The sequence below is a fragment of the Betaproteobacteria bacterium genome, assembly GCA_016720855.1.
In the GTDB taxonomy this organism is placed as follows: Bacteria; Pseudomonadota; Gammaproteobacteria; order Burkholderiales; family Usitatibacteraceae; genus FEB-7.
The window spans coordinates 180,029-199,564 of record JADKJU010000001.1; the positions used below are offsets into that span (position 1 = coordinate 180,029).

The 19,536-nt window shown below is 68.1% G+C and carries 21 protein-coding genes; 15 read left to right on the forward strand and 6 right to left on the reverse strand.

The genetic code is table 11. The features are described from left to right. Nucleotides 1–15: 15 nt before the first annotated feature. Genes recN through IPP91_00750 form a run of 3 tightly spaced genes read left to right on the forward strand, consistent with a single transcriptional unit; the run spans nt 16 to nt 3,425 of the window. On the forward strand, nt 16–1,755 hold the full coding sequence (recN, locus tag IPP91_00740; GenBank protein ID MBL0140617.1) for a DNA repair protein RecN: 1,740 nt from the start codon (nt 16–18) through the stop codon (nt 1,753–1,755). A 9-nt stretch (nt 1,756–1,764) separates the two neighbouring features. After that, nucleotides 1,765–2,991 carry a patatin-like phospholipase family protein gene (locus tag IPP91_00745; protein ID MBL0140618.1) on the forward strand — a complete coding sequence of 409 codons (1,227 nt, stop codon included), beginning with the start codon at nt 1,765–1,767 and terminating at the stop codon, nt 2,989–2,991. Continuing rightward, nucleotides 2,991–3,425: an acyl-CoA thioesterase gene (locus tag IPP91_00750; GenBank protein ID MBL0140619.1), complete on the forward strand. Its 435-nt coding sequence runs from the start codon at nt 2,991–2,993 to the stop codon at nt 3,423–3,425. The genes IPP91_00745 and IPP91_00750 overlap by 1 nt, the downstream gene beginning before the upstream one ends. Here the strand turns inward: IPP91_00750 and IPP91_00755 are convergent. From IPP91_00755 to IPP91_00765, 3 genes are read right to left on the reverse strand one after another with little or no spacing between them, the layout of a single operon-like run. Next, nucleotides 3,415–4,098: an alpha/beta hydrolase gene (locus tag IPP91_00755; protein MBL0140620.1), complete on the reverse strand. Its 684-nt coding sequence runs from the start codon at nt 4,096–4,098 to the stop codon at nt 3,415–3,417. The genes IPP91_00750 and IPP91_00755 overlap by 11 nt on opposite strands. Nucleotides 4,099–4,118: 20 nt before the next feature. Further along, nucleotides 4,119–4,715 carry a molybdopterin adenylyltransferase gene (mog, locus tag IPP91_00760; GenBank protein MBL0140621.1) on the reverse strand — a complete coding sequence of 199 codons (597 nt, stop codon included), beginning with the start codon at nt 4,713–4,715 and terminating at the stop codon, nt 4,119–4,121. Next, a complete protein-coding gene (locus IPP91_00765; GenBank protein MBL0140622.1) occupies nt 4,712–5,215 on the reverse strand; it encodes a DUF615 domain-containing protein in 504 nt (167 codons plus the stop codon). The genes mog and IPP91_00765 overlap by 4 nt, the downstream gene beginning before the upstream one ends. A 102-nt stretch (nt 5,216–5,317) precedes the next feature. On the opposite strand from IPP91_00765, the gene pmbA reads away from it, so the two are divergent. Beyond that, complete coding sequence (pmbA, locus tag IPP91_00770) at nt 5,318–6,673, forward strand: metalloprotease PmbA (GenBank protein ID MBL0140623.1); 1,356 nt, start codon at nt 5,318–5,320, stop codon at nt 6,671–6,673. 106 nt (nt 6,674–6,779) lie between these two features. Next, nucleotides 6,780–7,880, forward strand: a complete 1,101-nt coding sequence (locus tag IPP91_00775; GenBank protein MBL0140624.1) for a TRAP transporter substrate-binding protein — start codon at nt 6,780–6,782, stop codon at nt 7,878–7,880. Between the two features lie 64 nt (nt 7,881–7,944). Here IPP91_00775 and IPP91_00780 read toward each other — a convergent pair whose 3' ends face one another. Then, the gene (locus IPP91_00780; protein MBL0140625.1) at nt 7,945–9,780 is read right to left on the reverse strand and encodes a TRAP transporter large permease subunit; all 1,836 of its coding nucleotides are present in this window, start codon (nt 9,778–9,780) and stop codon (nt 7,945–7,947) included. Next, complete coding sequence (locus IPP91_00785; GenBank protein MBL0140626.1) at nt 9,780–10,370, reverse strand: TRAP transporter small permease subunit; 591 nt, start codon at nt 10,368–10,370, stop codon at nt 9,780–9,782. The genes IPP91_00780 and IPP91_00785 overlap by 1 nt, the downstream gene beginning before the upstream one ends. A gap of 324 nt (nt 10,371–10,694) precedes the next feature. Here IPP91_00785 and IPP91_00790 point away from each other — a divergent pair, with 324 nt between their 5' ends. The 4 genes from IPP91_00790 to IPP91_00805 are packed head-to-tail and all read left to right on the forward strand — an operon-like array spanning nt 10,695 to nt 14,156. Beyond that, nucleotides 10,695–11,969 carry a serine hydroxymethyltransferase gene (locus tag IPP91_00790; GenBank protein MBL0140627.1) on the forward strand — a complete coding sequence of 425 codons (1,275 nt, stop codon included), beginning with the start codon at nt 10,695–10,697 and terminating at the stop codon, nt 11,967–11,969. A 21-nt stretch (nt 11,970–11,990) separates the two neighbouring features. After that, nucleotides 11,991–12,443, forward strand: coding sequence for a transcriptional repressor NrdR (gene nrdR, locus IPP91_00795; GenBank protein ID MBL0140628.1), 453 nt, complete (start codon nt 11,991–11,993; stop codon nt 12,441–12,443). Nucleotide 12,444: 1 nt separating this feature from the next. Next, nucleotides 12,445–13,536: a bifunctional diaminohydroxyphosphoribosylaminopyrimidine deaminase/5-amino-6-(5-phosphoribosylamino)uracil reductase RibD gene (gene ribD / locus IPP91_00800; GenBank protein MBL0140629.1), complete on the forward strand. Its 1,092-nt coding sequence runs from the start codon at nt 12,445–12,447 to the stop codon at nt 13,534–13,536. 29 nt (nt 13,537–13,565) lie between these two features. Continuing rightward, the gene (locus IPP91_00805) at nt 13,566–14,156 is read left to right on the forward strand and encodes a riboflavin synthase (protein ID MBL0140630.1); all 591 of its coding nucleotides are present in this window, start codon (nt 13,566–13,568) and stop codon (nt 14,154–14,156) included. Between the two features lie 31 nt (nt 14,157–14,187). Here the strand turns inward: IPP91_00805 and IPP91_00810 are convergent, their stop codons facing one another. Next, nucleotides 14,188–14,985 (reverse strand): cytochrome c5 family protein, encoded by a 798-nt coding sequence (locus IPP91_00810; GenBank protein ID MBL0140631.1) that lies wholly within the window; start codon nt 14,983–14,985, stop codon nt 14,188–14,190. 257 nt (nt 14,986–15,242) lie between these two features. Here IPP91_00810 and ribB point away from each other — a divergent pair, with 257 nt between their 5' ends. The 6 genes from ribB to ugpQ are packed head-to-tail and all read left to right on the forward strand — an operon-like array spanning nt 15,243 to nt 19,526. Continuing rightward, nucleotides 15,243–16,361 (forward strand): 3,4-dihydroxy-2-butanone-4-phosphate synthase, encoded by a 1,119-nt coding sequence (gene ribB / locus IPP91_00815; GenBank protein MBL0140632.1) that lies wholly within the window; start codon nt 15,243–15,245, stop codon nt 16,359–16,361. After that, nucleotides 16,358–16,828 carry a 6,7-dimethyl-8-ribityllumazine synthase gene (locus tag IPP91_00820; GenBank protein ID MBL0140633.1) on the forward strand — a complete coding sequence of 157 codons (471 nt, stop codon included), beginning with the start codon at nt 16,358–16,360 and terminating at the stop codon, nt 16,826–16,828. Before ribB ends, IPP91_00820 begins: the two co-directional genes overlap by 4 nt. Next, a complete protein-coding gene (gene nusB / locus IPP91_00825) occupies nt 16,825–17,325 on the forward strand; it encodes a transcription antitermination factor NusB (GenBank protein MBL0140634.1) in 501 nt (166 codons plus the stop codon). Before IPP91_00820 ends, nusB begins: the two co-directional genes overlap by 4 nt. Further along, nucleotides 17,322–18,293 carry a thiamine-phosphate kinase gene (thiL, locus tag IPP91_00830; protein MBL0140635.1) on the forward strand — a complete coding sequence of 324 codons (972 nt, stop codon included), beginning with the start codon at nt 17,322–17,324 and terminating at the stop codon, nt 18,291–18,293. The genes nusB and thiL overlap by 4 nt, the downstream gene beginning before the upstream one ends. Next, nucleotides 18,265–18,780, forward strand: coding sequence for a phosphatidylglycerophosphatase A (locus IPP91_00835; GenBank protein ID MBL0140636.1), 516 nt, complete (start codon nt 18,265–18,267; stop codon nt 18,778–18,780). Before thiL ends, IPP91_00835 begins: the two co-directional genes overlap by 29 nt. Further along, nucleotides 18,777–19,526, forward strand: a complete 750-nt coding sequence (gene ugpQ / locus IPP91_00840; GenBank protein MBL0140637.1) for a glycerophosphodiester phosphodiesterase — start codon at nt 18,777–18,779, stop codon at nt 19,524–19,526. The genes IPP91_00835 and ugpQ overlap by 4 nt, the downstream gene beginning before the upstream one ends. Nucleotides 19,527–19,536 lie beyond the last annotated feature (10 nt).

Below are 19,536 nucleotides of genomic sequence, written 5' to 3' on the forward strand. Positions count from 1 at the left end.
GGGGCGGTCCTTCCCATGCTCCGCGCCCTGGCGCTTCGCGACTTCGTGATCGTCGAGACGCTCGACCTCGAGCTGGCGACGGGGTTCACCGCGCTCACGGGGGAAACAGGCGCCGGCAAGTCGATCCTGGTCGATGCGCTGGGCCTCGTCCTCGGAGCCCGGGCCGATCCCGGGGTGATCCGTCCCGGCGCGGAACGCGCCGACCTCAGCGCGGAGTTCGACGTGTCCGGCCTGGAGGCAGCGCGCCGCTGGCTCGAGGCCAACGACCTGGAGGAAGAGGGTGGCGAGTCCTGTCTCCTGCGGCGCACGATCGACCGCACCGGACGCTCGCGCGGATTCGTGAACGGCCGCCCGGCCACCGCCACGCAGCTTCGCGAGCTGGGGGATTTCCTGGTGGACGTCCACGGGCAGCACGAGCATCAGTGGCTGTCGCAGCGCGACTACCAGCGGCGCCTGCTCGACGTGTTCGGGGGCGCCGAGGCCGAGGCGCGCGAGACGGCGCGCCTTCATGGAGAATGGCGGCGCGCCGCGCAGGCGCGCGCGGCCCGGGAGCGCGCGAGCGAATCATCCGCCCGGGAGCGTGAATTCCTGCGCGACGAGATCCGGGACCTGGAAACGCTCGCCTTCACCCCCGAGTCCTGGGCGCAGGAGTCGACCGAACATCGACGCCTGGCCCACGCGCAGGAATTGATCGCGCATTGCCGGGCTGCCGTGGAGGCCGCGGACGAGGCCGAGCCCAGCGCAACGGGCCTCATCGCGAACGCGGTCGCCCGTCTTGCGCAAGCCGCGCAGGTCGATGCGACCCTCGAGGAGGCCCGGCGCGACCTCGAGACCGCGGCGGCCCACGCCGCGGAGGCCGCGCATCACCTGCGCCGCTACCTTCAGGGGATCGAGCCCGATCCCGCACGTCTGGATGCGCTCGAACGCAGGCTACGGCTCGTCCACGACGCCTCGCGGCGCCTGCGGGTCGAGCCCGCCGGGCTTCCCGAGGCATTGGCTTCGCGTCGCGCGCGGCTTGCGGAGATCGGCGGCGACGGAAGTTCCGAGGCACTTCGCGAGCGCGAAACGGCCGCCGGGGCCGCGTATCGCGAGGCGGCCGGCGTGCTGTCCTCGAAGCGGCGCGATGCCGCGCGCCGGATGGGTGAAGAGGTGACGAAGAGGCTGCAGGGCCTTGCGATGGAAGGCGGGAGGCTCGAGGTGAGCCTCGAACCCCTGCCGGAGCCCGCGGCGCACGGTCATGAGGGAGTTGAATTCCGCGTTGCGGCGCACGCCGGCCAGCCCGCAGGGCCCGTGGGCAAGGTCGCCTCCGGCGGCGAACTGTCGCGACTCGCGCTCGCCATCCAGGTTCTCATGGGCGGACGCGCGGGCATTCCCACGCTTGTGTTCGACGAGGTGGACGCGGGAATTGGCGGGCGCGTCGCGGAAATCGTCGGCTCCCTGCTGGCGGAACTCTCGCGCCATCACCAGGTGCTGTGCGTCACTCACCTTCCCCAGGTGGCGGCATTCGCCAGGCACCAGTTGCGCGTGGCCAAGCTGGTTCAACCGCGGGGCACGCTGGCGGCGGTGGACGTGCTCGATGCGGCCGGGCGCATCGAGGAAATCGCGCGCATGCTGGGCGGCGCCCGCATCACCGAGACGACCCGGCGGCACGCCGAGGAGATGCTGGGTCAGGGAGCTGCGTCCGTTGCAGAGGCGAAAGCCGGAACGACAAGTGTCGCCGGACGAGTCCGCCAGCGCGGGCGGTCGGCCCACTGAGGAGCGCGAATGCAAGTCGCGGCGGAGAAGACCGGACTGGTGCTCTCGGGAGGCGGTGCTCGAGCCGCTTACCAGGTGGGCGTCCTGCAGGCGATCAAGGAGATGCTCCCCGATCCCTCAGCGAATCCCTTTCCGATCATTGCGGGAACGTCGGCCGGCGCGGTCAATGCGGGCGCGCTGGCCTGCGGAGCAGACGACTTCGGCAAGGCCGTGGACAACCTGCTGGACGTCTGGCGCAACTTCGAGCCGCGCCACGTCTATCGCGCGGACATTGCGGGTGTCACCGCCAACAGCTCGCGATGGCTTGCGGGCCTCTTCTTCGGCGCGTTCGTGCGCGACCAGCGCATCTCCCTCCTGGACAACCGTCCGCTCGGTGCGCTGCTCGCAAGGAGGCTCGAATTCGGCCGCATTGCGGACAACATCGCCAAGGGAGCGCTTGACGCGCTGGCCATCACCTGCTCGGGCTACACCTCGGGCCAGAGCGTGAGCTTCTTCGAGGCCGCGCCGCACCTGCCGGCATGGAAGCGCTCCCAGCGCGTGGGCATCCGCACGAAGGTCCAGGTCGACCACCTGATGGCCTCGAGTGCGATCCCGTTCCTGTTCCCGGCGCACAAGCTCAATCGCGAGTACTTCGGCGACGGCTCGATGCGCCAGATCGCCCCGGTGAGCCCGGCGCTACACCTGGGCGCCGACCGCGTGGTGGTGGTGGGCACGGCTCGAATCCGCAACGACGATCCCGAGCGCACCCGGGGCGATACCTACCCGACTCTCGCGCAGGTAGCCGGCCACGTGATGAACTCGATCTTCCTGGACAGCCTCGCGGTGGACATCGAGCGCCTGGAGCGCATCAATCGCACGATCAGCGCGGTTCCGCAGGAAAGGCTGCGGCAGCTCGGCCTCACCCTGCACCACGTGGACGTGCTGGTGATGACTCCCTCCGAGCCGCTCGATGCGATCGCGATCCGCCACGTGGGCAGCCTTCCCGGGCCCATCCGCTTCCTGCTGCGCACCGTGGGGGCGATGCGCCGCGGCGGCGCCAACCTCGCGAGCTACCTCCTCTTCGAGCAGGGATACTGCCACGAGCTCATCGCACTGGGCTATCACGACACGATGAAACGCCGCGACGAGGTGGAGGCTTTCCTCGGCGGCGCCATGTGTCCCGTGCCCGGCGCTTACGCGCGCACGGTGAAGTTCTTCGTGCCGACAGCGAAAACTCCCGAAACCGGAGAAGAATGATGGACCGACCCGTTCCCCATGCCCGTACCGACTACCCCCATGCCTGCGCAATCACCACCCGCTGGATGGACAACGACGCCTACGGGCACGTGAACAATGTCATCCACTACTCGTACTTCGACACGGTGGTGAACGACTGGCTCATCCGGCAGGCGCTGCTGGACGTGGAGAAGGGCGCCGTGATCGGCCTGGTCGTGGAAACCGGGTGCCATTATTTCGAGTCGCTCACCTATCCCGAGACGGTCACGGCGGCGATGCGCGTGGGGCACCTGGGAAAGTCGAGCGTGCGCTACGAGATCGCCCTTTTCGGCGAAGGGAAGGACAAGGCGGCGGCCCAGGGCCATTTCGTGCACGTGTACGTGGATCGCGAAACGCGCCGTCCCACGGCGCTGCCGGACCCCTGGCGCGTCGCCCTCGCCACCCTCACGCGGTGAGGATCGGGCTGGCGTAGCGCGCCACCAGCCACCGCGAGATCGCCGCCACCTCTTCGGCGCATACGGAATGCGGCATCGGATAGGCATGCCACTCGGGCGAGAGCCCGCGCGAGACGAGCGCCGCGCGCGAGGATTCCGCCAGCGCGAATGGAACGACCGGGTCCTGCGTGCCGTGCGCCATGAAGATCGCGACGTGATCGTTGGCATCCGCCAATTCGCGGTCCAGCGTTTCGCCGAGAGGAAGGTAGGTCGAAAGGGCGAGGATTCCTGCCAGGGGCTCGGTGTGCCTGAGGGCCGTGTGCAGCGCGATGGCGCCGCCCTGCGAGAATCCCGCCAGCACGATGCGGCTCGCGGCGATGCCGCGCGACTTCTCCCGCGCCAGGAACGCCTCGACCTGCGCCTGCGACTGGCGGATGCCCGTCTCGTCCGGAAGCCGCCCGATATCGGCCATCGCGATGTCGTACCACGCGCGCATGGCATAGCCGTTGTTGATGGTGACCGGACGCACCGGTGCATTGGGGAAGATGAAGCGCAGTGACAGGTTCTCCGGCAGGTCGAGTTCGCGCACGATGGGAACGAAGTCCCAGCCGTCGGCGCCCAGGCCGTGCATCCAGATGACGGTGCCCTGGGGTTCGGCGCCCGTGACGAGTTCGATATGGGAAAGCAGTTCCATGATGGGTTCTCGGGAAGGGGTCAGGGTCTCGGGGGACGGATCGCGGACTTCGGGCGGAAGGCCTTCACCACTTCCTCGCGGGTTTCGAGGTAGGGCCCGCCGATGAGGTCGATGCAGTAGGGCACCGCCGCGAAGATACCCGCCACGAGCGGCCGGCCGTCGGCGTCCCGGGTTCCCTCGAGGGTCTCGCGGATCGACTTCGGCTGCCCGGGCAGGTTCAGGATGAGGGCGCGACCGCGGATCACGGCGACCTGGCGCGAGAGGATCGCGGTGGGAACGAATGCCAGGCTGATCCGCCGCATCTGCTCGCCGAAGCCCGGCAACTGCCTGTCCGCCACGGCGAGCGTGGCCTCTGGCGTCACGTCGCGCGGCGCGGGCCCGGTGCCGCCTGTGGTCACCACGAAGTGGCAGCCGGCTCCGTCCACCAGTTCGACCAGTGTCGCCTCGATCGTCGAACGATCGTCGGGAATCAGGCGGCGCTCGAACCGGATCGGGTTCAGCAGCGCACCCGCGAGCCAGCCCTCGAGGGCCGGGATGCCTTCGTCGCGATAGACGCCCTGGGAAGCGCGGTCGCTGGTGGCGACCAGGCCGATGGTGACGGGGTCGCGCGTGCTCATGGCATGGGCCTCTCGTGATCCTGGATGATCGCGTTGATGACCTGGAAGAGCTCGCGAAAGCGCTTGGGGGGGCGCTCCGCGCTGCGTTCTTCGCTGGCCGCCGAGGCCAGGTCGAGCAGCCGGCGCGGATCCGCCTCGGGATACTCGAGGACGAAGCGATCGACGGCGCCGGCGTCGGCAATGATGTCGCTTCGCCAGCGTTCCGCCCGGTGAAAAAGCGCCGTCTGCCTGTGCGACGGCGCGTGCAGCGCGGCGAGCTGCGCGCTGATGGGCGCTGCATCGAGGCGGCGCATGAGCTTGCCGATGTACTGGAGCTGGCGGCGGATCGCTTCGTGCCTGGTCATCGTGCGGCACGCCAGGACGGCCTGGAGCAGGTCATCGGGGAGGTCGATGCGCGCGAGCTGGTCCGCGGGCATCCGCGTGAGGGTCACGCCGATGTCCTGCAGCTCGTGCATCTGCCGTTTGCGGCGGCTTTTGCTGATAAGATTCGCGTCGCTCATCTGGTCTTCGATCGCCGGTCAATGCCCGTCTCCGGCCCGCCGAAGTTTAGAGGTTTTGGCGGGTTCGCGTGCGAGCCGTCCGCAGGAAAGCCCCCTACACCCATGCCCGACACGCCCGTCGCCCCGGCGCTGCCCCTCGACCGCGCCGCGCTGCACTCCACCGCGCTTCGCGCCCTGGAACTGGCCCGTTCCCGCGGCGCCACCAACGCGGAAGCGGAATCCTCCGCTTCCATCGGCCAGTCGGTGACCGTTCGGCTGGGAGAGGTTGAGACCGTCGAGTACAACCGCGACAAGGGGCTCGCGGTCACGGTGTATTTCGGCCAGCGCCGGGGCAACGCGAGCACCTCGGACCTGTCGGACGACTCGATCGCGCGCACGGTCGATGCCGCGTGCGCCATCGCACGCCACACCGCCCCCGACGAGGCCGCCGGGCTTCCCGATGCCGATCGCCTTTTCCGGGGTGAGGCGTCGGGACTCGATCTCTTCCACCCGTGGAACCTGTCCGTGGAGGCCGCGATCGTTCTCGCCCGCGAGACGGAGGACGCAGCGCGCGCGGTGGATGCCCGGATCACGAACTCGGAGGGCGCCACCGTCTCGTCATGGGATGCCGACTTCGTCTTCGCGAACTCGCTCGGCTTCGTCGGCGGCTACCCCTCCTCGCGCGCGAGCATCGGTTGCGGTGTTCTTGCCGCGGAAGGCGAGGCGATGCAGCGCGATTACTGGTATGCCTCCGAACGCAACCCCGCGCGACTCGAAACGGCGGCGGCGGTGGGCCGCAGAGCCGGCGAGCGCGCCGTGCGTCGCCTCGGTGCACGCCGCGTCGCGACGGCTGAAGTGCCCGTGCTCTTCGAGGCCAACGTCGCCAGCTCGCTCCTGGGCCATCTGGTGAGCGCCGCGAGCGGCTCGAGCCTGTATCGCCGCTCGTCTTTCCTGATCGATGCGGCCGGCAAGGCCATTTTCTCGCCGATCGTGAATCTCGACGAGGAACCCCACCTGCCGGGCGCGATGGCGAGCGGTTGGTTCGACGGCGAAGGGGTTGCGACGCGGCCGCGCCGCGTCGTGGACGCGGGCGTGCTTACGGGCTACTTCCTGTCAACCTACTCGGCCCGCAAGCTCGGCCTCGCGACGACCGGCAATGCAGGTGGCAGCCACAACCTGATCCTCCAGCCGGGCATGGAGGATTTCGCGGGCCTGGTGCGCGCCATGGGCCGCGGCCTCGTGGTGACGGAGCTGATGGGGCAGGGCATCAATCCGGTGACCGGGGACTATTCGCGCGGCGCCGTGGGCTTCTGGGTCGAGGGCGGCGAGTTGCGCTACCCGGTGGAGGAAGTCACGATCGCGGGCAACCTGAGCGACATGTACCGGGGAATCGCGGCAATCGGGCGCGACGTTCTCGTGCGCGGGTCGCGGTCCACGGGCTCGATCCTGGTCGAACGCATGACGGTCGCCGGGAACTGAGTGAATGGCGCTTGATTCACCCGTGGGCCGCTTCTGGTAGCCTCGGGCGCGTCCGGGCGCAGGGAAGATGCCCGTGGCCCCATCCACCTTCAACGAGGAGACGTGCATGCAGCGCAGAGGATTTCTGAAGTCCGCGGGCGTGGGACTCGCGGCGGGTGCAGCGATGGTGCCGTCCCTTTCCCGGGCGCAGATCGCCGGGCTGCCCGAGGTCAAGTGGCGCATGACGTCGAGCTTCCCGAAGAGCCTTGACACGATCTACGGCGCCGCCGAGAAAATGGCGAAGCGGGTTGCGGCATGCACGGGCGGCAAGTTCCAGATCCAGATCTTCGCCGCAGGCGAGATCGTTCCCGCCTTCCAGGTCGTCGATGCCGTCCAGAACGGAACCGTGCAGGCCGGCCACACCGCGCCGTACTACTTCTGGGGCAAGGACCCCGCCTTCGCCCTGGGCACTTGCATCCCCTTCGGCCTCAACGCGCGCCAGATGAACGCGTGGATGATGTTCGGCGGCGGACTCGAGCTTTTTCGCGAGTTCTACAAGGGCTACAACATCCACAACATCCCTTGCGGCAATACCGGCGCGCAGATGGGGGGCTGGTTCCGCAAGGAGATCAAGACGGTCGCCGACTTCAAGGGCCTCAAGTTCCGCATCGGGGGCTTTGCCGGGAAGGTGATCGAGAAGCTGGGCGGCGTGCCGCAACTCATCCCCGGCGGCGACATCTATCCCGCGCTTGAAAAGGGCACGATCGACGCGGCTGAATGGGTCGGTCCCTACGACGACGAGAAGCTCGGCTTCAACAAGGTCGCCAAGTACTACTACTATCCCGGCTGGTGGGAAGGCGGGCCCGAACTCGATGCCTTCTTCAACATCAAGGAATGGGGAAAGCTCCCCAAGGAGTACCAGAACATCGTCGAGGCCGCCTGCTGGGAGGCCAATTCGTGGATGCTCGCGAAGTACGATGCCCAGAACCCGGCAGCCCTCAGACGCCTCGTGGGCAGCGGCACGCAGCTGCGCGGTTTTTCGCGCGCGGTGATGGTGGCTTCCTACAAGGCGGCACTCGCGGTCTACAAGGAGACACGCGAGAAGAGCCCGGCCTTCAAGAAGATCTACGACCACATGGTCAAGTTCCGCGAGGACCAGCTCCTCTGGTTTCGCGTCGCGGAAAAGGGCTACGACGACTTCATGCACGGCATCGGATCGATCAAGTAGCGCGGCTCCCGAAAGGCAGATGGCCCGCCATCCGGCGGGCCATTTTGCTTGCGCGACCGGGGTGCTACCTGCCGCCGCGCAGCGCCTTCTCGATTTCCTCGGCGGCCCGTTCCTCGGCGGTCCTTTCCTTCCTGCCGGGCGCCGGGGGCGTGCCGTCCTTGATCGCCTGCTCGATGGACCTGGCGGGATCCTCGGCCGGGAGCGGGACGGCGCCCGCCTTGTCGTTGGACTGCTGCAGATCCTTGAGGATGTCGTCGGGCTTGTCGCCCTGGTCCGCGCCGGGTGCGTCGAGCTGCTGCTCGAGCATCGCGGGATCGACCACGGGCGCGTCGTTCTTGTAGACCAGCACCATCTTCGGGAAGATGATCACGAGAGCGATCATCACGATCTGGATCATCACGAACGGCACCGCGCCCCAGTAGATGTGCGCGGTCTTCACGGGCGCGGTGAGCCTGCCGGTGAGCCTGTCGACGTACTCCTTGGCGGGCGCGACGCTTCTCAGGTAGAAGAGGGCGAAGCCGAAGGGCGGGTGCATGAACGACGTCTGCATGTTCACCCCCAGCAGGACCCCGAACCAGATGAGGTCGATGCCGAGCTTGTCCGCGACAGGCCCGACCAGCGGTACGACGATGAACGAAAGCTCGAAGAAGTCGAGGAAGAACGCCAGGACGAAGACGAGGATATTGACCACGATGAGGAAGCCGAGCTGTCCGCCGGGCAGGCCCACCAGCAGTTCCTCGACCCACTGGTGACCGTTGATGCCGTAGAACGTGAGGCTGAAGACGCGAGCGCCGATCAGGATGAAAAGCACGAAGGTGGACAGCTTGGCGGTGGCATCCATCGCCTGGCGCATGAGCTTGAGCGAAAGGCGGCGGCGGCCCAGGGCCATCGCGAGCGCCCCGGCGGCGCCCATCGCGCCTCCTTCCGTCGGCGTCGCCCAGCCGAGGAAAATGGTGCCCAGCACGAGAAAGATGAGCCCGAGGGGAGGGATCAGGACGAAGACGACCTGCTGGGCGAGCTTCGACAGGAACCCGAGACCCAGGGCGCGGCTCGCCAGGGCCGCGGCGAAGGCGAATGCCGCACCGGCGCCCGCGGCGAGCACGAGACGCTCGTCGAGCATGGCCTCGGGATAGGCCTTCGTGTAATACAAGTGGTCGAAGGCAACGGCAACGACCGCCGAAATGGCGACCAGGATGGCGAGCGATGGCGTTCCGCTCGAACCGTCCGGCTCCGTCAGCCGCCTTGCCCCGGGAGGAAGCGCCGGCGCCCAGGCCGGCTTGAACACCGCGACGCCGATCGCGAACGACGCATACAGGGCAGTGAGGATGAAGCCGGGGATGAACGCCCCGGCGTACATGTCTCCCACGGACTTTCCCAGCTGGTCCGCCATGATGATGAGCACGAGCGAAGGCGGGATGATCTGCGCGAGGGTGCCCGAAGCGGCGATCACGCCGCAGGCGAACCGGCGGTCGTAGCCGTAGCGAAGCATGATCGGCAGCGAGATGAGCCCCATTGAAATGACCGAGGCTGCCACCACGCCGGTGGTTGCGGCAAGGAGGGCGCCGACGAAGATCACGGCGAAGGCGAGGCCGCCGCGAAGCGGCCCGAACACCTGGCCGATCGTGTCCAGGAGGTCTTCGGCCATTCCGCTGCGCTCGAGTATCAACCCCATGAACGTGAAGAATGGCACCGCGAGCAGCGTGTCGTTCGACATCACGCCCCAGACGCGTTCGGGAAGAGCCTGGAACAGCGCCGGTTGCAGGAGGCCGAGTTCGATCCCGACCAGCCCGAAGAAGATGCCGTTGGCCGCGAGCGCGAACGCGACCGGATAGCCCAGCAGCAGGAAGACCACGAGCGCCGCGAACATGATCGGCGCCAGGTTGTGGACGAGCAATTCCATCAGGCCTTTCCGTCAGCGAGCTTGCGGATCTCGTCGGCGAGTTCCAACTCCGCCGAATGGCCGTGCTTCTGCTCCCGCGGGTCGGGGGCCGCACCGCGAAGGAAGCCGATTCGCTTGATCAGCTCCGACACGCCCTGGAGTGCCAGCAACGTGAAGCCGATGGGAACGAGGAGCCTCGCCGGCCACAGCACGAGGCCGCCCGCGCTGGGGGAAACCTCGTTTTCCACCCAGGTCCGCACGAAGGCGGGCCACGACAGGTAGATGAAGATCGAGGTCATCGGCAGCAGGAAGAAGACCGTGCCGAAGACATCGATCCAGGCCTGCGCGCGACCCGAGAACCGGCCCGCGATGACGTCGATGCGCACGTGCTCGTTGCGCAGGAGCGTGTAGCCGGCGCTGAAGAGAAACACGGCTGAAAACAGGTACCACTGCAATTCGAGGTACGCATTCGAGCTCATGTTGAATATCTTGCGAATGAGCGCGTTTCCTGCGCTGACCAGCACCGCAAGCAGGATGAGCCAGTAGACGCAGCGGCCGACGCGCTCGTTCAGGCCGTCGATGAGCTTCGAGATCCGGAGCAGCGTCTTCATCCTGTCTCCCTGGTTTGCCGGACGACCGGAGCGCTCACCTGCCTGCCGTCGTGTGCCTCGAGCGGCGTCCCGCTGTCGTCCGGGGGTGCGGACTTGCGGAGGTGCGGCAGATTATAGGCGAAGGCAGGGGAGGGGCAACGAATGCGCAAGCAGGTCGGGAATTTCCTGCCGGGCCCGAATGGCTACGTCAGCCGGCGCTGCCGTCTCTCGCGGCGCCGTGCGAGGACACGTTGGCCGATGCCATGGGGGACACGCGGCCGCGTGGTAGAATCCCTCGCGCATTCAATCACTTCCTTCAGGCCCCGGGGAATCCCGGCCCCGCCCATGTTCCCCGATACCCACACCATCGCCTCGTTTGATCCCGAAATCTGGCAGGCCATCCGCGACGAGTGCCGCCGCCAGGAAGACGGCATCGAACTTATCGCCTCCGAGAACTACGCGAGCCCCGCCGTGCTGGCCGCGCAGGGCACGGTCCTCACCAACAAGTACGCCGAGGGATATCCGGGCAAGCGCTACTACGGCGGCTGCGAATTCGTCGACGTGGCCGAGCGCCTTGCCATCGAGCGCGTGAAGACGCTCTTCGGCGCGGAATACGCGAACGTGCAGCCCCATTCGGGTTCGCAGGCGAACCAGGCCGTGTACATGGCGATGCTCAAGCCGGGCGACACGATCCTCGGCATGTCCCTGGCCCACGGCGGCCACCTTACCCACGGCGCGTCGGTCAACCTTTCCGGCAAGCTCTACCATTCCATCGCCTACGGCCTGAGCGAGGCGGAGGAGATCGACTACGACCAGGTGCGCGACCTGGCGCGCGAATTCAACCCGCGCATGATCGTGGCGGGCGCCTCGGCCTACGCGCTGCGCGCGGACTGGCAGCGCTTCCGCGACATCGCGGACGAAGTGGGCGCGATGCTGATGGTCGACATGGCGCATTACGCCGGCCTCGTGGCGGCGGGCCTCTATCCCAACCCCGTCGGCATCGCCGACTTTGTGACGAGCACGACGCACAAGACGCTGCGCGGTCCGCGCGGCGGGATCATCCTCGCCGCCGCGGAGCACGAGAAGGCGCTCAATTCCGCGATCTTTCCTTCCATCCAGGGCGGACCGCTGATGCACGTGATCGCGGCAAAGGCCGTCGCGTTCAAGGAAGCGCTCGAGCCGGGGTTCAGGCAATACCAGGCGCAGGTTCTCGCCAACGCGAAGCGCATGGCCGCCACGCTCGCGGAGCGCGGCCTTCGCATCGTGTCGGGGCGGACCGAAAGCCACCTGTTCCTGGTGGACCTGCGGGCGATCAGGGTCACCGGCAAGGACGCCGAGGCGGCGCTTGGCAAGGCCCATATCACCGTCAACAAGAATGCCATTCCGAACGATCCGGAAAAGCCGTTCGTCACGAGCGGCATCCGGTTGGGCTCGCCCGCGATGACCACGCGAGGCTTCGGCGAGGCGGAGGCGGGGCAGGTGGCCAACCTCATCGCGGATGCGCTGGAATCCCATGCGGACGAGGCGCGGCTCGCGGCGCTCGGACGGCAAGTGAACGCGTTGTGCGCGAAATTCCCGGTTTACGGGCCGGCCATGCGCGCCACCTATGGACTTGCCTGAGGCAAATCCCGGAGCCCTGCGATGAAATGCCCCTTCTGCGGCGCCGAGGACACCCAGGTGATCGACTCGCGCGTGAGCGAGGAGGGCGACTCCATCCGCCGCCGGCGCCGGTGCCAGGTGTGCGCCAAGCGCTTCACGACCTACGAGACGGCGGAACTGCGCATGCCGCAGATCGTGAAGGGCAACGGCCAGCGCGAGGATTTCTCGTCCGCGAAGCTGCGCACCGGCTTCCAGCGCGCATTGCACAAGCGGCCGGTCACCACGGAACTCGTCGATGCCGCGATCACGCGCATCGAGCAGAAGCTCCTGGCTCTCGGCGAGCGCGAAGTCGATTCGCGCCGCCTGGGCGAGATGGTGATGGAGGAACTGAGGAAACTCGACAAGGTGGCCTACATCCGCTTCGCCTCCGTCTACCGGAGCTTCTCGGACGTCGATGATTTCCGCGATGCGATCCGCGAGGTGCGGGACAAGTAGGGTGAGCTTCTCCGCCGAGGATCATGCCTTGATGGCGCGCGCGCTGGCGCTCGCCGAACGCGGGCGCGACACCGCCACGCCCAACCCGAATGTCGGTTGCGTGATTGCCAGGGCGGGGCGCGTGATCGGCGAGGGCTGGCACGCGCGCGCCGGGGAGCCGCACGCCGAGGCGATAGCGCTTGCCGAGTGCGCCGGCAGCGCGCAAGGGGCCACGGTGTACGTGACCCTCGAGCCGTGCAGTCACCAGGGCCGGACGCCGCCGTGCGCCGAGGCGCTGGTGGCGGCGAAGGTGTCACGCGTCGTGACTGCGCTCGAGGATCCCAATCCGCTCGTGCAAGGGCAGGGCTTCGCAAGGCTTCGCGCCGCCGGCATCCTCGTCGAAACGGGGCTGCTCGAAGCCCGCGCCCGGGAAGTCCACCTGGGATTCCTGTCCCGCATGTCGCGCGGCAGGCCGTGGATGCGCATCAAGTCGGCCGCCTCGCTCGACGGCAGGATCGCGCTCGCCAGCGGAGAGAGCCGATGGATCACGGGAGAAGCCGCGCGCCGCGACGTTCACGCTTGGCGCGCGCGTTCCTGTGCAATGCTCACCGGCATCGGCACCGTGATTCGCGACGATCCGGAACTGACCGTGCGGCATGTCCCGTGCTCCAGGCAGCCCCGGCGAGTCGTCGTGGACAGCCGGCTCGAGTTGCCGCCCACCGCCCGGATACTGTCGGGTGACCCGATCCTCGTGGTGACGGTGAGCAAGGATGCGCAGCGGCGCGAGGCCCTGGAGGCACGTGGCGCCGAAGTCGTGGTCGTGCCGGCCGAGGGAGCCAAGACGGACCTTGCCGCCGTCGCCCGCCTCCTGGCGAGCCGGGGCTACAACGAAGTCACCGTCGAGACCGGCGCCAAGCTGAACGGCGCGCTCCTGCGCGCGGGCGTCATCGACGAAATCGTCCTCTACCTCGCTCCCTTGCTGCTCGGCGACACGGCGCAGGGGCTGTTCGCCTTTCCCGCGTTCGCGGCGCTCGGCGAGGCGATGCGCCCGCGCATCATCGACGTGCGTGCCGTGGGAGCGGACATCCGCATCACCGCCCGCCTGGAGGCATGATCGTGTCTGACGACGGAGCTGAGTAAATCATGTTCACCGGCATCGTGACTGCCATCGGCCGCATCACTGCCGCGAGCCAATCCGGTGACGGGTTGCGGCTGCGCATCGAGGCGCCCGCTTTCGGCCTGGATGACGTGGCGCTCGGCGACTCGATCGCGCTGCAGGGGGTCTGCCACACCGTCGTGGCAAAGGACTCGACGGGCTTCGAGGTCGACACCTCGGCGGCCACCCTGGCGGTGACGACGGGCCTCGCGGACGGCCGCGAGGTGAACCTCGAAAAATCGCTCACGCTGGCCGATCGCCTTGGGGGCCATCTCGTGAGCGGCCACGTCGACGGCGTGGGGACCGTCATCGCGTTCTCCGATCTCGGCGCAAGCTGGCGCCTGGAGATCCGGATGCCCGGGGAGTTGGCACGCTATGTCGCGCGCAAGGGCTCGATCGCCGTGGACGGCGTGAGCCTCACCGTGAATGCGGTCACCGCCGAAACGTTCGAGGTGAACATCATCCCCCACACGCGGTCGGTCACCACGCTGCGCCGGCTGGTGGCGGGCAGCGCCGTGAACCTCGAGGTCGACATGACGTCCAGGTACCTGGAGCGCCTGATCGCGGAACGCGACTAGGGTGTCCGGCGGCCGGTCGCGGAGTTGCGCGTCAGTTGGGCCTTTCCTGGAACGTCGCCTCGACGGCCTGCGTTGCCCCGGCTTTGCGTACGCGCACCACGAAGACATAGGCAACCTTGGGAGCCAGCCGCACATAGGTGCCGTAGCTCACGCCGCCGGTAACGGTGGCCGGTTCCAGCGTCTTCGTTTCGCGGCCCATGCCGACCTGCTCGACATCGAGCTCCACGCTGGCGCCCGTCAGCTGCGCCTGGCTCGCGGAGTCGAACACGGTCACGTTCACATGGTGGTAGCCGCTGCCGCTCGGGATGCCGCCGTGCGCCTTTGCCTCCGGCGAGCCGGCAGGGAACGCGCGCATCTGCTCAGCGCTCACGCGCCCGAGATAGATGTCCAATCCGCCCGCCGAGACGCGTTGCGGGCCTGCGCCGGTGGGGACGAGGCCTTGCGCGCCTTTCGGCGGCTCCTTCGGCGGGCCGGCCGGATTGAACAGGTAGAGCACCGCATTGCGCAATTCGGCGTCCGTGAGGTCCGCCTTGCCGCCGCGCGGCGGCATTCCGCCGTGGCCCCGGATCGCGGAGTAGACCAGGGCATCCACGCCCCGGCTGAACCTCGGGGCCCAGGCGGCCTTGTCGCCCGGCTTGGGCGCCCCGGCAGTGCCGGCGTCGTGGCAGCGGGCGCACTGCGATTTCACCACCTCCGCGCCCGTGCGTTCCGCGGCGAAGCCGATCGACGCGCCTAGCGCAGCCGACAGGCCCATGACGATCATCCGGATCCCGAATCGCGAATGCGCGACCGGCGCGAAGCTGCGGATCGATGCCGAAACGCCATGCATGGAATTTCCTCCTTGCGGAATGCGGATTTCCTTCGTTCGAAAGAAACACCAATGCACTCCCGGGGATTTGACCTGGAGCAAGGCACGTGGAAAAAGTGGTCGGGAAGCCCGCGTTGTCTCGGGGAGTGGCGCAAGGGCGGCGGGCAGGGTCCCGATGGGCAGGCGCAGGAAGGCCCAAGGCCAAGGAAAGTCACTGCCATTGCGGGCGATTCCCCGCCCGATCGGGCAAAATAGAGGGTCTGGATGGAGAAACCCCCGTGAACATCAGCCCGACCTCAGAGATCATCGACGAAATCCGCCGCGGGCGGATGGTCGTCCTCGTGGACGCAGAGGACCGCGAAAACGAAGGCGACCTGGTGCTGGCCGCCGATTTCGTGACGCCCGAAGCCATCAACTTCATGGCCATGCATGCGCGCGGCCTCATCTGTCTCACGCTGGCGGAGGAGCGCTGCCGGCAGCTCGCCCTGCCGCTCATGGTGAGCGACAACCGATCGCCGCACGGGACCGCCTTCACCGTCTCCATCGAGGCTGCCACGGGGGTCAGCACCGGAATCTCGGCTGCCGACCGCGCCCGCACCGTGCGCATGGCGGTGGCGAAGCACGCGAAGCCCGAAGACATCGTGCAGCCCGGGCACATCTTCCCGGTGATGGCGCAGAATGGCGGAGTCCTGGTGCGGGCCGGCCACACCGAGGCCGGTTGCGACCTTTCGGAACTGGCGGGTCTCACCCCCGCAGCGGTCATCTGCGAGGTCATGAAGGCGGACGGGGAAATGGCGCGGCTGCCCGATCTCGTCGAGTTCGCGGGCGCGCACGGCCTCAAGCTGGGCACGATCGCCGACCTGATCCGGTACCGCAGCGAGAACGAGAAGCTCATCGAGCGCGTGACCGACCGGACGATCGCGACGCCGTACGGCCCGTTCCGCCTCTGCGTGTACCACGACAGTTCCGCCGACGAGCTTCACTACGCCCTGGTGAAGGGAGAGCCGGCCCCTGAACGGCCCCTCCTCGTGCGTGTGCACGAGCCGTTCCACTCGATCGACATGTTCGACTTCGACGCGAGCCGCCACGCCTATTCGGTGCAGGATGCGATGCGCATCATCGCCCACCACAAGGAGGGCGTGATCGTGCTTCTGCGCCGCCATGAGGCCGCCACGGAGGTCCTGGAGCGCTTCTCGCCCCACCCGGCCCAGAGCCGCGGCGTCCGCAAGTGGGATCCGAAGCTGCACGGCATCGGCGCCCAGATCCTGCGCGACCTCGGGGTCGGGCGCATGCGCGTCCTGGCCCGGCCCAAGCGCATCCCGAGCATGGCGGGGTTCGGCCTCGAGGTGGTCGAGTACGTCTCGCCGGACGACGCACCTCAGGTGAAGGCGGTATGACCGCGCCCGCCCCCGATCTCAAGGGCGACGGGCTGGCCGTCGCGATCGTCTGGAGCCGGTTCAATGAGGACATCGTCCGGGAACTCCTCACGGCCTGCGACCGCGAGCTGGTGAGCCTGGGCGTCGCGCCCGCCGACATCGACGTGGTGAGCGTGCCCGGCGCACTCGAGATACCCCTGGCGTTGCAGGCGCTCGCGCTGCGCACGCGCGGCTTCGGGCACCGCTACGACGCGCTGGTGGCCCTGGGCGCGGTGATCCGCGGCGAGACTTACCATTTCGAGGTCGTCTCGAACGAAAGCGCACGCGGCATCCTCGAGGTCCAGCTGGAGACAGGCGTGCCGGTCGCCAATGCGGTCCTCACCGCGAGCACGGAGCAGCAGGCGCGCGAGCGCGCGGCCGTGAAAGGCGCGGAAGCGGCGCGCGTCGCCGTCGAGATGGCCAACCTGCTGAAGGCGGTGAGCGGATGAGATCCCCCCGGCGCCGCGCGCGCGAGTTCGCGCTGCAGGGCCTGTACGAGTGGCAGCTCACCGGCTCCTCGGCTGTCGAGATCGCCGGCAACCTTGCCGGGCTCGAAGGCTATGGCGCGGCGGACACCGCCTTCCTCGAGTCGGAGCTTGCCGGCGTGATCGACCAGGCCGCGGGCCTGCAGGCGCTGCTCGAACCCCTGGCCGACCGGAAGTGGGCGGAGGTGAGCCCGGTCGAAAAGGCGATCCTCCTCATCGGTGCGTGGGAAATCTCGCGCGTGCCGGACATGCCGTTCCGGGTTTCCATCAACGAGGCCATCGAGCTCGCCAAGCGGTTCGGCGGCACCGACGGCCACAAGTACGTGAACGGCATCCTCGATCGGGTGGCACTGGCCCTGCGCCCCGAGGAAGTCGCGGCCGGCCGAACGGCTGAAAGGAAACCCAGAAAGTCTTCCCGGGGAGCCGTACGCGCCTCCCCACCGAAAAAGGCAGAAGCATGATCAAACCGTCCCCCGAATTCGACCTGATTGCCCGGCACTTCACGCGTCCCGCGCGCAATGCCGTGCTCGGCGTCGGCGACGATTGCGCCCTCGTCGATGTCTCGAACGGCATGGACCTTGCCGTTTCCACCGACACGATGGTGTCGGGCACCCACTTCTTCCCGGACGCGGACCCCGAGGCGCTCGGCCACAAGGCGCTCGCGGTGAACCTCTCCGACATGGCGGCCATGGGGGCGATGCCCTACTGGGCCATGCTCGCCCTCACGGTCCCGGATGTGAATCACGAATGGCTCGCCAAGTTCGCCAAGGGTTTCTTCGACCTGGCCGAGGAGTTCGGCGTCTCCCTCATCGGCGGCGACACCACGAAGGGGCCGCTCACGGTGACGGTCACGATCATGGGCGAGGTGCCCGCCGGCGCGGCGCTGCGCCGCAACGGCGCCAAGGCCGGCCACGACATCTGGGTGTCGGGCAACCTCGGCGACGCAGCCCTCGCGGTGGCGCACCGGCGCGGGCTGCTCAAGCTTGCCGAAGGCGAATACATGGAAGCCGCCATGCGCCTGTACGAGCCCATGCCGCGAGTAAGGCTCGGGCAGGCGCTGCGCGGCCTCGCCACGAGCGCCATCGACATCTCCGACGGCCTGCTGGCGGACCTCGACCACATCTGCTCCCTGTCGAAGGTGGGCGCCACCGTCGAAGCCGACCGCCTGCCGGTCTCCGCGATCGGCGCGAAACACATCGACAGCCCGGCGGGGCTCACCGCGGTGGTGGCGGGCGGCGACGACTACGAACTGTGCTTCACGGCGCCGACCAATGCGCGCGACAGCATCGAGGACCTCACGGAAGTCCTGGGAGTGCCGCTCACGCGCATCGGCGAGATCCGCAAGGGCAAGGGCGTCTCGCTGGTCGGGGCGGACGGAAAGCCGATCGCGGTTGACGGGCGTGGATTCGACCACTTCACGGCGTCCTGACGCGCGCTTCCTGGTCGCGCATCCCGCGCACTTCATCGCCCTGGGATTCGGGGCGGGGCTCGCGCCTCGCGCGCCGGGCACCTTCGGAACGCTCGCCGCGCTGGCGCTCTACTGGCTGCTCGCGCCGATCCTGCCGCCGCTGGCCATCGCCTTCCTCGCCGTGCCGCTCTTCTTCGTGGGGGTCTGGGCATGCGACGTGGCGGGAAGGAACCTCGGGGTCGAGGATCATGGCGCCGTCGTGTGGGACGAGATCGTCGCTTTCCTGCCGCTCGCGGCGCTTGCCTCGGCAAGCCTTTGGCTGCAGGCGCTCGCCTTCGTGCTCTTCCGCCTCTTCGATATCTGGAAACCCTTTCCCATTCGCCAGTTCGAGTCCCGCGTGAAGGGAGGGCTGGGCGTCATGCTCGACGACCTGCTGGCCGCCTGCTATGCCTACCTTGCCTTCGCCCTCGTGGTCATCGCGGTCCATCGCCTGCCCTTCTCGACATGAAACCCTGGCCTTATCCCCGCCTGACGGCCCACCGGGGCGGCGGCAAGCTCGCCCCGGAAAATACCCTCGCCGCCATTCGCCTGGGCCATTCCCTGGGCTTCCGGTCTGCCGAAATCGACGTTCGGTTTTCGAGGGACGGTGTCGAAGTCGTCCAGCACGATGCGCTGCTCGACCGCACGACGAACGGGACGGGACCGCTTGCGGAACGCACCTGGGCCGAACTGTCCTCGCTCGACGCCGGCGCACGGCATTCCGAGGCCTTCCGGGGCGAGCCCCTGGCGCGCCTGTCCGATGCGGCGAACCTGCTGCAGTCGCTGCGGATGTCCGTTCAGGTGGAAATCAAGCGTATCCCCGGGCTCCATCGGCAGTGCGGAGAGCGGGTGGCGCGGGCCGTCGCGAAATACTGGCAGGGGGCCGTTGAGGCCCCCCTGATCATTTCCTTCTCGTCCGAGGCCGTCGATGCGGCGAGGGTGGCCGAACCGGCACTCCCGCGGGGATGGATTGTCGAGGAGCCGTGGGACGGCGACCTGGCGCCCCTGGCCCGCCTCGACGTGGTTTCGCTGCATCTGGAGCACGTCCTGATCAACCCGGCGCTGGTCGCACGTGTCCATGGGGAAGGCCGCAGGCTGCTTGCGTGGACCGTGAACGACGTCGCCCGGGCCGAGGAATTACTGGCCATGGGAGTTGACGGGCTCGTGACCGACAACCTGCAGGAGTTCGCGACCCGCTTTCCGGAGTTGCTTTAGCGGGCTTCGT